This window comes from Solibacillus silvestris, from assembly GCF_051967575.1.
Taxonomy (GTDB): Bacteria; Bacillota; Bacilli; order Bacillales_A; family Planococcaceae; genus Solibacillus; species Solibacillus silvestris_B.
The window spans coordinates 105,039-117,063 of the sequence record NZ_JBQCJW010000010.1 but is presented as its reverse complement, the minus strand read 5'-3'; the positions used below and the strand labels follow the sequence as shown (position 1 = coordinate 117,063).

Annotated in this window: 13 protein-coding genes and 1 other RNA gene; 5 read left to right on the top strand and 9 right to left on the bottom strand. The window is 39.7% G+C overall.

Annotation, left to right across the window (positions count from 1 at the left end; genetic code table 11):
* Nucleotides 1-180: 180 nt before the first annotated feature.
* Nucleotides 181-783 carry a site-specific integrase gene (locus ACTHOQ_RS09105; protein ID WP_440495629.1) on the top strand — a complete coding sequence of 201 codons (603 nt, stop codon included), beginning with the start codon at nt 181-183 and terminating at the stop codon, nt 781-783.
* A 357-nt stretch (nt 784-1,140) separates the two neighbouring features.
* Here the strand turns inward: ACTHOQ_RS09105 and ACTHOQ_RS09100 are convergent, their stop codons facing one another.
* On the bottom strand, nt 1,141-2,163 hold the full coding sequence (locus ACTHOQ_RS09100) for a DUF4062 domain-containing protein (protein WP_440495627.1): 1,023 nt from the start codon (nt 2,161-2,163) through the stop codon (nt 1,141-1,143).
* A gap of 442 nt (nt 2,164-2,605) precedes the next feature.
* On the opposite strand from ACTHOQ_RS09100, the gene ACTHOQ_RS09095 reads away from it, so the two are divergent.
* The 3 genes from ACTHOQ_RS09095 to ACTHOQ_RS09085 are packed head-to-tail and all read left to right on the top strand — an operon-like array spanning nt 2,606 to nt 3,239.
* Nucleotides 2,606-2,779, top strand: a complete 174-nt coding sequence (locus tag ACTHOQ_RS09095; protein ID WP_440495626.1) for a helix-turn-helix domain-containing protein — start codon at nt 2,606-2,608, stop codon at nt 2,777-2,779.
* Nucleotides 2,776-3,021: a hypothetical protein gene (locus ACTHOQ_RS09090; protein ID WP_249660880.1), complete on the top strand. Its 246-nt coding sequence runs from the start codon at nt 2,776-2,778 to the stop codon at nt 3,019-3,021. The genes ACTHOQ_RS09095 and ACTHOQ_RS09090 overlap by 4 nt, the downstream gene beginning before the upstream one ends.
* Nucleotides 3,021-3,239: a hypothetical protein gene (locus ACTHOQ_RS09085; RefSeq protein WP_440495625.1), complete on the top strand. Its 219-nt coding sequence runs from the start codon at nt 3,021-3,023 to the stop codon at nt 3,237-3,239. The genes ACTHOQ_RS09090 and ACTHOQ_RS09085 overlap by 1 nt, the downstream gene beginning before the upstream one ends.
* 769 nt (nt 3,240-4,008) lie before the next feature.
* Here ACTHOQ_RS09085 and ACTHOQ_RS09080 read toward each other — a convergent pair.
* The 8 genes from ACTHOQ_RS09080 to ACTHOQ_RS09045 form a co-directional block, all read right to left on the bottom strand.
* A complete protein-coding gene (locus tag ACTHOQ_RS09080) occupies nt 4,009-4,893 on the bottom strand; it encodes a tyrosine-type recombinase/integrase (protein WP_440495624.1) in 885 nt (294 codons plus the stop codon).
* A gap of 164 nt (nt 4,894-5,057) precedes the next feature.
* Nucleotides 5,058-5,414: a transfer-messenger RNA gene (gene ssrA, locus ACTHOQ_RS09075) on the bottom strand.
* A gap of 161 nt (nt 5,415-5,575) precedes the next feature.
* Nucleotides 5,576-5,914: a helix-turn-helix domain-containing protein gene (locus ACTHOQ_RS09070; protein WP_440495622.1), complete on the bottom strand. Its 339-nt coding sequence runs from the start codon at nt 5,912-5,914 to the stop codon at nt 5,576-5,578.
* A 150-nt stretch (nt 5,915-6,064) separates the two neighbouring features.
* Entirely contained in the window at nt 6,065-6,529 is a 465-nt protein-coding gene (gene smpB, locus ACTHOQ_RS09065; protein ID WP_440495620.1) for an SsrA-binding protein SmpB, read from the bottom strand.
* Nucleotides 6,530-6,595: 66 nt separating this feature from the next.
* Nucleotides 6,596-8,968, bottom strand: coding sequence for a ribonuclease R (gene rnr / locus ACTHOQ_RS09060; RefSeq protein WP_440495634.1), 2,373 nt, complete (start codon nt 8,966-8,968; stop codon nt 6,596-6,598).
* Between the two features lie 81 nt (nt 8,969-9,049).
* Nucleotides 9,050-9,796: an alpha/beta hydrolase gene (locus tag ACTHOQ_RS09055; RefSeq protein ID WP_440495619.1), complete on the bottom strand. Its 747-nt coding sequence runs from the start codon at nt 9,794-9,796 to the stop codon at nt 9,050-9,052.
* Nucleotides 9,797-10,098: 302 nt separating this feature from the next.
* Nucleotides 10,099-10,326 (bottom strand): preprotein translocase subunit SecG, encoded by a 228-nt coding sequence (gene secG, locus ACTHOQ_RS09050; RefSeq protein WP_440495618.1) that lies wholly within the window; start codon nt 10,324-10,326, stop codon nt 10,099-10,101.
* Between the two features lie 190 nt (nt 10,327-10,516).
* On the bottom strand, nt 10,517-10,729 hold the full coding sequence (locus ACTHOQ_RS09045) for a hypothetical protein (protein WP_440495616.1): 213 nt from the start codon (nt 10,727-10,729) through the stop codon (nt 10,517-10,519).
* Nucleotides 10,730-11,096: 367 nt separating this feature from the next.
* Between ACTHOQ_RS09045 and ACTHOQ_RS09040 the strand changes: the two genes are divergently transcribed.
* Nucleotides 11,097-11,942: an MBL fold metallo-hydrolase gene (locus tag ACTHOQ_RS09040; protein ID WP_440495615.1), complete on the top strand. Its 846-nt coding sequence runs from the start codon at nt 11,097-11,099 to the stop codon at nt 11,940-11,942.
* Nucleotides 11,943-12,025 lie beyond the last annotated feature (83 nt).

Below are 12,025 nucleotides of genomic sequence, written 5' to 3'. Positions count from 1 at the left end.
ATCGACAGACATTATTTTAAGAGAAAAGTGTTCAAATTTAATGGGCAGAAAGTGTCCAAAACTACTTGACGGTTACACTATATCGAAAATAATCCATTTAATCATGTTGAAACAAAGATAAAACAAACGTATGTTGATCCAATTGATGAGGATGAAGAAAATTTTTATTCTCGTGAAGAATTGGTCACTTTTTTAAACCATGCTGAAATTCATTTGGATTATAAAGCATATACTTTTCTTCGATTAATCGCTTATACTGGGATGCGTAAAAGTGAAGCATTAGCACTTACTTGGAATGACTTGAATTTAGTAGATAATGAGTTGACGATAAACAAAGCTATTGGACGAGGAAAAAATACTCAACTCTATTTAAAATCTACCAAAACAGGTAAAGCCAGAACAATTAAAATAGACGAAACTACTGTATCCATTTTAAAGGAATGGAATAAACTCCAGAAACAAAAGTATTTTAAACTTGGAATCAATACTCTTCAAAAAAGCCAATTAATCTTTAGTAATAAGGACAATACATTTATCCAACCTGGACAAGTTCAAAAGTGGATGTATAGCGTGCAAAATAAATTTGCACTCAAGAAGGTATCCCCTCACGGACTACGTCACACTCATTGCTCTCTTTTATTTGAAGCCGGTGCGAGTATTAAAGAAGTACAAGATCGTTTAGGACATTCAGATGTTAAAACAACATTAGACATCTATACTCACGTTACTAAGAAAGCAAAAGAAGGTGCTATTCAAAAGTTCGTACACTATTTAGAGAGTTAATCCATTGACTCTCTTTTGACTATTTTGACTATAAATTGACTATTTTTAAATGACTTCAGATGAAATTGAATGAAAAATAAAAAGTGCCAAAACCCCTGTATATCAAGGATTTTGACACTCATTGAAATCATTTGATTTCATTTTATGGAGACGGCGGGAGTCGAACCCGCGTCCAGAAACTCCAATACTTCAGCTTCTACGCGTGTAGTTTGCCTATTTACAATTCACGTAACATTATGCCGACATTACTCCCCCAAGGGTTTAAAGTCCGCCCCACACTTGTATCTATAACGATTTTCTCCACTAGGGAGTATTACATATTTACGAACTTGGTTCAAAGACCTTATTATGGCTATTTTACTCTGCTTCACTCGAAGCTGCAACTTCATCTTGTGCCATTTCTTTCTCTCTCATTTCCAAATCAACAAATTTTAGATACTTCATTCCATCTTTAGTCGTTTGCATTCTTAATACAGGAGTTCCCGCTTGTTTTAGCTTTTCAACTAATCCATATTGCATTAAATGCGGAGCTACCCTAAAAAATAAAATTCGTTCAAATTTTGTCATATCTCTTTTATTTTGTATTCCTACAGCAAAATTCTCTCTCAAACTAACAAAGATTTTATGAACATTTGTTTTCCAATCCTTACTTAAATTCACACCTTCCGTATCCTCAGGTATTTCAAACTTAACACCTTCCAAAATTGACTTTATTTCATCAAACGATAAACCGTCTATCTCTCTTTCTTTACGTTTCTTCTCTTGTAGCTTACCATTTTCTTGTATTAACTTATTATATTGCTCTAATAAATTCGCATACTTACCCTCTAATACATCTATTTGTTCAAGCTTTTCGATACTTCGGACATCTCTTCCAGATACCCAACCAAATAGTTCTGGATTGCTTTCGTACTCTTTCAATGATTCTAATACCGTAATCTTAATATCTTTCAAATCATTATAAAATTTGCATATTTTCGAAAGCACATCACCTTTAAATCCCTCGTACAATGTAGGATTGTTTCTTTCAATTACCGAAGTACCTTGCTTTCTCACTTTCTCCTCTAATGCAGATTCATCTATAACTACTGCAAACCTCGGTTTTCCAACCTCACCTGCATAATTGTATTCCCAATGTGTATAGCTTAATCCCGTTTCTTCATCTATAGAGCCATATCTGCCACCTAAGATAAGCATATAAACGTCGGACTCATCAATCCACCTTTTAATAATTTCCTTTTGTGACTTATCGTCTGATTTAAATAGTTCCATTCCCGCAGGTATATGCCCTGCATTAAGTACCGATTCTACTGCTGCTTGTCGCTCCTCTTTCAAATCTTCATAAGTTGAAGAAATAAACACTTGTAGTTTCTTTTTCATAAGATACCTTCCCTATACTAGTAGTTATTACTATATTACCACAAAGAACCATTTAATTTACATATTGTGTAATAGGGAACGATAGGGAACAAACGGGAACGAAAAGGGAATAACACTAAAGCAAGCTGTATAACTTATGCTTATAACGACAATCAGAGTAGGTTCTAACTACTCTATTGTTTGTTTCATTAGACCCCACCCCGTGCCGAATGATTGACTTTAAGCGATAGATGATAGGGTAAGGCTCCTAATACGCGTATGAAATTTTTGCAAATATTTCAGATACCTCCGCTAAAACTAGCTTTTTACTTAGCCGTGCTTTCTCCCCATGTCTAATAGCAAAATATTTTATTTTATATCTTGCTATATTTCCTTATCTCGTTATATAACCACTTATATTTTCTTATATTCTCTTATAGATACAGAAGAAGGAGGAATAGGCATGAAACAGTTCTTATCAGTAAACGAGGTCGCTGAATTACTGTCAGTGAACCCAATGACTATTTATAAGTGGTGTAAAAGCGGTAAATTACCACATTACACAATTGGCGGTTCAGTAATACGTTTTGACACTGAACAACTTGCTAAATACATTGAAGGAGGAAACAAAAAATGAATATGAGTTATACAGTAGAACAGGTAAGCAGAGTTTTAAACAGGCTAAACATGGGCTTTACAACGGATTCGGCTAAACGGTTAGTAGACAGAAAGTTAAAGAAAGTTGAGCGTCCTAGCCACCACTATAACACTAGCTTTAATTACTTAGTAGACGTACAAAGCCTGGAAGAATATTTAATTAATGAATGTAGGCTAGATGCTAATTTAGTTCATTCAGCAGTATATGGGGGGAATCAGTAATGATTAGAGTAGAGCTAGCAGAAAGGATTATGGAGAAGTTAGGATACAGCAGTTCTATAATTCATCGAGCCATTAACGCCAAAGAGTTAGAAACTGTTTCAGACGATAGAATACTCAGTGATTATGAATATGCTATTACTAGAGACTCATTCCATGATTATCTTTATAAGCTTGGTTTAAGCGAGCGTGAAGTTAATTGCATTATGGATTATATCTAGTTAACAAAGTAGCTCTTTTCGTTACTATAACTGTGAGAAAAAAGTACCTGAACCTAATAACGGTGTTGAAAACACTAAATACGGCTACGGTATTACAGAGAAGGAAATTAACGAGGTACTACCAGTTTAGGAGTTACTCCCCACTCCCTTACTGTTTACATATTGCCGCTCCTCTTTTGCATTCTAGGAGCTGTCTACATAAACTAACAATATATCTGCTTTATCCGTGGTATTTACTAGGAGAACACGTTAAAAACTAGCCCGCCTTACTAAGCGGTGATTCACCGTTGTGGGTGTTATTCCTTTCCCAGAACACACCGTCGTAGTAGCCTTTTGGCTAGGTGGCATAACAGAGTTATTTAGAATATACGTGGTAAAGCTACACCTGGGCACGTTGAATGTTATGAAGATACCTCAGAATTAGTATCACCATCCCTTTTATAAGGGGTGGTTTGTTTCCTCGAATTAGTACCATTTAGTAATAAAAATATAGGAATAACAAATAAATCAAAGAAACGGGGGCTAGCAAAGCTAGCACCACCTGTTGTGAGTGAAGCGAAGCGGAACGAGCATCAGGTCAATACAATTAGACAGTAATCAAATTGTTTAACAGTGACTCCTCATTCATGCTCTTACTTTTTATCTATTACCCACTTATTACCACGGTTCATATCAAAACTATAGGTACTCCCTTAAATCACTAGCAACTTCCTCAACATCTAAATCTAAGTACTGTGTTGTTACCGCTAAATCGCTGTGTCCTAAGGCTTTACTGATTAAGGCAATGACTTGCCCCCTTATCATGTAAACTCTTTGCGTATGCTCTTCTAATAGCGTGTGCATTGATATTCGCTAGTCCAAATCGCTTTGAATACTTGTTCAATTGCTTAGATATAGCACAATTTGAGGATTTACTCGTATTCATAGGTAAACCGTTCTGTGTGATAAAGACATTGTGATTATCTGTACCATAGTAAGAACGGATTCCTTCATTAAGCTTTAGAAGCATCTTAAGCATTTCACATAGTTCTTCATCGAGTGGGAGCTTCAGGAATTTGTGATTCTTTAATGTAGAACCATCTAAGTTTAAAGATAGGCTTTCAAAGTCTATATGACGCTCTCTAAGCTCTCCTAGAGTACGAATACGAATCCCTGTCTTGTACATTAATTTAACGGCGGCGGCATCTCTAAAACCTATAAAGGTAGTTTGGTCAATGAGTTCTAGGAGCTTATCAATGTCACTTTCCTTAGCCCCCTTCTTCACTTCCTTATCTATCTTGATATGGATATTGCTCCAAAAACGGTCTATAACCCATCCATTGTTATAGAACTTGCTTAGAACTGCCTTAATCGACTTTAAGCGTATCAATTTAGTAGCGGGAGTAACCTCTAGAACATTTAAATAGTGATAGAGCTTATCTAGGTTAATATCCTCCACATACTCGATACAACATACAGAAGCAAACTGTTCAAAGATGTACGAGTAACTATCAATAGTACGTGGTCTATTCCCTGCTATTTGCATCTGCTGAAACACAGTCTTTAGAGCTACTTCTAGTGCTAAAGCGTCTTTCCTTTCATCTTTCTTCTTTGTAGACATTACTACTACATCACCACTTACAGCAAATATGCCGTGTTTACGTCCTTTAGACATATAAAAAACCTCCCAATACATAGTGTGAATTAGAAGGTCTAAGAGCCAAATTATCGTAAAAATATGTAGGGATGAAAATAGGGATATTCAACAAGAGTTCAACTCCCGTTCAATATCCCTAATCTTGAAAATCGTTGATATGACTACGTTTGTAGCCACTTTATGTATGGAGACGGTGGGAGTCGAACCCACGTCCAGAAGCTCCAATACGCCGGCTTCTACGCGTGTAGTTTGTCTACTTGCAATTCGCGAGTTCTTATGCCGACAAACAGGCGTCCGAATCGCTAACCTGGAAATCTCTTACCGTTGACTCAGGTGGCACCAACGATCGTATCCCACTAAAGGTTAACCCAGCGTAGTCTACATGGGCGATAGACAGGCTGAGTGCTACGAGCGATTAAGCTGCGTAAGCGAAGTTTTGTTGTTTGCCAGTTATTATATAACTTCCGTTGTTGACGAAGACGAGACCTCCGACGCGCGACCAGAGCTTGAACCACCCCTGTCGAATCCGTAACGTCCCCGAGTAGTAGTAAACCCGAGTTAAGTTTCGGCATGAGCAAAACGCTCAAAAAGTATGCCGTATGAGTAGGCATACACTGGCTTGTATACTAGATTATATGACAAAAAGAAAAAGCTTGCAAGTGAATAAGCTTCCAAACACAGTTCCAATATTTTCTTAAACTCATTTAAAAAGCTGGTTACGGTAGCCGCCTGGGGTCATGCCATAGAAGCGCTTGAAGACTTCCGTAAATTCAAAATAGCCGTTCATGCCGATTGCCTTTGAAATTTCTTTAAAATCCATATTTGTTTGCGCTAGTAGTTTTTCCGCTTTATGCAGACGAACTTTCGTCATATATTCATCGGGTGGCATCCCTACTTGTGTCTCAAACACCGCTATATAATTTGGATACTTTTCTAGAACAATCGCCTCTACTTTTGCCAAGCAGTGATGACTATCAATATGTCTTTCTATTAAAAAAACGACTTTATCCGTTATTTCTGCATTGCGTAACCGATCCATTTAATGACTTCCCCCTATTCCTGCACTATATTTTACAGTAATTTGTAAAAAAATGCATGTGGGAACAAGTCACTTTAAACCTTTCGCATCAAATAAACATAATTAACTATAAAAAACGGGCATACATCATGTGTACACCCGCCTTTTTTACTATTGCTGACGTTCCTTGAAGGCACGTTCCATATCGCGCTTTGCTTCTTTCTTCTTCATATCATGACGCTTATCGTAATCCTTTTTACCCTTTGCCAAGCCGATTAAAAGCTTTGCATAGCCGTCCTTAATATAAATTTTAAGAGGAACGATTGTATAGCCATCACGTTTGACTGAGCCGAGCAGCTCGCTGATTTGCTTTTTATGTAAGAGCAGCTTGCGTTCACGTAATGGGTCATGATTGAAACGGTTGCCCTGGTCAAATGGGGAAACATGCATATTTCGAACCCACGCTTCACCGTCGCGAATGCTAATGTACGCTTCCTTCAATTGCACACGGGCACCTCTTACAGATTTAATCTCCGTACCTGTCAGCACCATGCCCGCTTCAATTGTTTCTTCTATGAAGTAGTCATGGCTAGCCTTTTTGTTTTGGGCCAAAACCTTCCCTGCGCCTTTTGCCATCGTTCTAACACCTCTATTTTCACCATAAGGCTACTATGATGCCGATTGACATCATAGCTCCATGCCTTATTTTCGTTTTTTACTTTTTTTCTTTTTGCCTTTTGCGATACCTTCGTAAAACTTTGGCTTATCGCTCGATTTCCCGTCTTTACGGCGTCCGCGTGGGTCACGGTCTGAACTGCTTGAACGCTTATCTCCCTTTTCCGGACGTTTTTTGCTTTCGCCGCGGGCTTTGCGGTCGCGCTTTTCGCCTGTGCGCTCATCATCTTTGCGGCGGCCTTCCCTGCGTCCTGCATGGATGACCTTTGATGTTTGGCGACGCGCCGGGCGGGGACTGCTCACCATGTCGACAATCTCAAAGTCGACTGAGGATTCCTCGATCACGACATTCGCTACACGGATTTTTACTTCATCCCCAATACGGAATTGGCGGCCTGTACGCTCACCGATCATCATCATATGACGATCCTCGAAACGGTAATAGTCATCGGTCATATTCGAAATATGCACAAGCCCTTCCACCGTATTTTCAAGCTCCACGAAAATACCGAAATTCGTAATCGACGACACAATCCCGACGAACTCCTCGCCGATTTTGTCTGACATGAATTGCGCCTTCTTCAATGCATCAGTATCACGCTCTGCCTCGACTGCGCGGCGCTCGCGACCTGATGTATGATCCGCAATTTCATCCATGACCGCACTCCATTGCACGACCGTTTCCTTCGATGTATCACCGTTTATTAAATATGTGCGAATTAAACGATGGACGATTAAATCCGGATAACGGCGTATTGGCGATGTGAAATGCGTATAAAATTCTGTCGATAAACCGAAGTGGCCTAAAGACTCCGCATAATATTTCGCCTGCTGCATCGATCTTAGCAGCATCGTCGATATGACCGGCTCCTCCGGCAAGCCTTCAATCGATTTGATGACTTCCTGCAATGCTTTCGGGTGCACAGAGTTTCCTGTACCTTTAATCATAATACCGAAATTCGTCACGAACTCAAAGAAGCGCTGCAATTTTTCCGGCTTCGGATCTTCGTGAATACGATAGATGAACGGCAGCTCCATCCAGTGGAAATGCTCGGCTACTGTTTCATTCGCCGCAAGCATGAATTCCTCGATCAGACGCTCTGCCACCGTGCGCTCGCGCAATACGATATCAGTCGGCCAACCTTCTTCATCGACAAGCACTTTCGATTCCTTGAAATCAAAGTCGATCGCCCCGCGCGCCATACGCTTATTGCGCAGAATTTGCGCTAATTCGGCCATGTCCTTGAACATCGGCACTAATGATTCATAGCGTTCCATCAGCTCCGGGTTTTCGTCCGGATGCTCCAAAATGTTATAAACGTCCGTATATGTCATGCGCTCTGTCGTCTTAATGACGCTTTGGAAAATCTCATGCCTTACAACATGTCCCGCACCGTCGATAATCATCTCGCAAGACAATGTTAAACGGTCCACTTGCGGGTTCAATGAGCAAATCCCGTTTGAAAGGCGGTGCGGGATCATCGGAATCACGCGGTCTGTCAAATATACGGAAGTCGCGCGGTCATATGCTTCCTTGTCGAGCTCCGAGCCTTGTGTGACATAATAGCTGACATCGGCAATATGGACACCCAATTTGTACGTGCCATCACCATTTTTCACAACAGTGACTGCATCGTCCAAGTCCTTCGCGTCCGCACCGTCGATTGTCACGATCACTTCATTTCGCAAATCCCGGCGTCCGGCAAGGTCCTGCTCCGAAATTTCGTCCGGGACATCGATTGCCGCCTGGACCACCTCTTCCGGAAACTCTGGCGGAATATCATATTTATAAAGGATCGATAAAATGTCCACACCCGGATCATTTTTATGGCCTAGTATTTTCGTGATCATCCCTGTCGCCGACTTCGTTGCATCTGGCCAGTGCGTTACTTCTACTACGACTTTATGTCCGTCGACTGCGCCCAATGCGTCCTCTTTTGCGATAAAGATATCCATATTCAATTTTTTATCATCTGTAACAACAAAACCAAAACCGCGATTTGCCTGGTATGTACCAACAAATGATGTTTTGCTGCGCTCAACAATTTTTACGATCGTGCCTTCACGGCGGTCACCGGATTGTTCCTTTAATACGCGAACAAGCACGGTATCTCCATTTAATGCACCATTGATTTCGTGTGCGGGGATGAAAATATCGTCCATGCCTTCTTCTTCCGGTGCAACGAAGCCGAAGCCCTTTGCATTTCCGATAAAGCGGCCGCGCAGCAGATTCATGCGCTCCGGCAATCCGTATCGATTCGAGCGGGAGCGTACAATTTGCCCTTGCGCCTCCATTTTTACGAGTGTTTTCACTAATTCACGGAACTCATCCGCTTCTTCCAATTCAAATATATCTTCTATTTCTGATACGGTCATTGGTTTATAGCTGTCATCCTTCATCAGATCAAGGATGCGTTTTTGTAATTCAGTTTGTTGTGTCACGTATTTCCCTCCTTTGAACAGAAAATATTTATCACATCATTAGACTATCCAATCTAACGTATTTAAAAACGTGAGAACTTCTTCATGAAGCTTGTCTTTTTCTTTGTCGAGTGTAATGACATGCCCCGAATTTTCATACCAGCTGATTTTCTTGTCAATCGATTCGACAGTGTTGTAGATGATGTTGGCCGAATCGGGATTGATGACTTTGTCGTTGCGCGATTGGATGACTAAAATCGGTGCATACAATAGGTCAATCGATTGTCTTACATCGTTTATAAGCTGCTGCAGTTCAGGTAATGACTTCATGCCTTGCTGCTTAATCGCTTCCATTTCCAATTCTATTTCCTGTTCACTTTTCCCTTGTTGTTTTTTATATTGTTTTGCATAATCAAGTACGCCTTCAAACATAATGTCCGTCGTGCGCATCGTCATCGGCGAACACATTGTGACAACGCCTTTCACCGGATGACCCGTCGCAAGCTTCAATGAAAACACCCCACCGAGAGACAGCCCAGCAACGGCGATTTCTTCATAGCCTGCTTCCTTTAATTTAGTATACCCATTTATTACGTCTTGCCACCATTCCCCGGGATTCGAGACGATTAGCTCTTCCGGCGGCACACCATGTCCTTTATAATGCGGTGCAAGTGATGTGTAGCCATGCTTTTCCAAAAAGCGCCCTAGCATCCTCACATCTGCCGAACTTCCTGTGAATCCGTGTAATAATAAGACCGCCCTTTGTCCTGCCTGAAAGAAGAACGGTGAAGACAAAGCTGTTTTCATGCTCATGGCTCCTGTCTTTTTTATATTGGCTAAAACGCCGGCCCCCCGACATTTTCGAATCCGGTGTCGAAAGTGATGGAGCCTTTACTTTCTGGCTGGCTGCTCCAAAGCTTATCGGGGCTAAACAGGCGCTTTAACGTTTTCAGCATATATGAAAATCCGATCTGTACACACCTATAAATCGAGAAATACTTTCCATTTTTTCTATTATACTGTGTTTTCCGCCGCACTAAAAGAAAAAGCCCAACCATGCATGATTAAATGCTTGGTTAGGCGTTTAATTTCAATCTGATTTCAATCGATTAGAATTTCGTAATGGCTAATGCCAATACGAAGAATACAACAGAAAGAACGATTGTTGTGCGGTGTAATACTAGATCCATCCCGCGAGCTTTCTGTTTCCCGAATAGTTGTTCAGCTCCACCAGAGATGGCACCTGATAAACCAGCGCTTTTACCTGATTGCAATAATACAACAACGATTAAGGCTAAAGCTACGATAATAAGTAATACTGTAAATAACGTATGCATTTGCTCCACCTCCTAGACATGGACGTCACAATACAAAATAGTATAGCAAAATGATCGCCTCTTTACAATAATTGTCGGGAAAGAACGGCAAATTTTATTCTCATTCAAACACATACTGACCATCATTTATTCTTTTTATGTAAAAGCATGGAAACCCGAATTGCACATTCGAGCCCCATGCTTTTTTAGCTTAATCATTTTCGTTTTCATTATTTCCTTCTTCGTCATCCACATCTAAATCCACATCTACATCATTATCGTCGTTGTTGTCGTCGAGTAGGCCGTCATTGTTGTCATCATCAATATTGTTGTCAATATTCGTATCGTCGTCGTCATTGCAGGCTGCGAGCGAAAGTGACAATAACAGCGCCGCCATTAGCGTAGAGTATTTTTTTAATTTCATGAATTTTTTGCCTCCCTTGATGTTTGCTTTAGTTTTCCCGAATTTCCGATTGGGAAACATTTTTTTCATTTTTCACGCAAAAGGATGCTTTCGATATTTCTATTTCCTTCTATTGCCGCAAAATGAAATTAACTTTTTTTGATTTAAAAGCCCTAACAACCATAACCCCGTTCCAGTTCAGGGCGTGGTTATGCGTTTTCCATCAGCTAAATAAATATGTTATACTTTTCCATATCGTAAAAGGAGGCACGAGTCCAATGGTAAACAAATAATCCGGGAAAACCTTAAATTATTTTATTAAATACAGGATAAGCATGCAGGTTTTCTCTTTCATACTCCAGCAATCCGGAAAAGAGGAAAATAAAACATGTTAAATAAATTCAGCGAAACTATTTATTATATGCCTAATCAGGATGAAAAAGATCGACCGACATTAGGGCTCGTTTGCGGCGACCAATACAGTTTAATAATCGACTGTGGTAACTCTGTTCAGCATGCGAAGGATTTTTTACTAGAAATCGAAAAACTAAATGTACCTCCAGTTAAATATGTGGTAATCACCCATGCGCATTGGGATCATTTCCTTGGCATGAATGAATTTGATGCAACCGTTATCGCTAACAGTCAAACAAATGAATTGTTGAAAACATGGCAAAGCTATACATTTGATGACAGTTCACTCCAAACGTATGCGCAGACTAAATCGATGAGCGATAAGTGTATAGAGATTATACAAGCAGAGATTCCAAATAGAGATAGTTTTAAGTTAAACTCTCCACATATAATCTTTGAAAAAACGTTAACTCTTGATCTGGGCAATAAAATTTGTATACTTGAAAAAATCAACAGTACCCATTCAGATGACGCTACAATCGTTTATATCCCTGATGAAAAAGTCATTTTTTTAGGTGATTGTGTGTATAGTACAACGACAAATTCTATATTTCATTACAAGCATTCATTGTTATTGCCTATGATTGAAGACATACAAAAGTATAATGCTGAAACATTCATACTTGGCCATGAATCTATTTGCGATTCGAATGAAATGGAGAATTTCTGGAAAGAGTTAAAAGCGGCCAGCGAGGCAGCGAAATCATCTTCATTGGAAAATGCAATAGAGTCTTTCAAGCTAGAGAATAAAAGAAATCCAAATGATGATGAATTATTTTTCATAAAAGCATTTGTAAATGACCATATTATTCAAAATTAATTACTTATAGCCAATAGCCGCCTCACTATAGGTTGAGGTGGCTGTTGTGATGAATATCAATTGGAATAACAATATGTTAAATT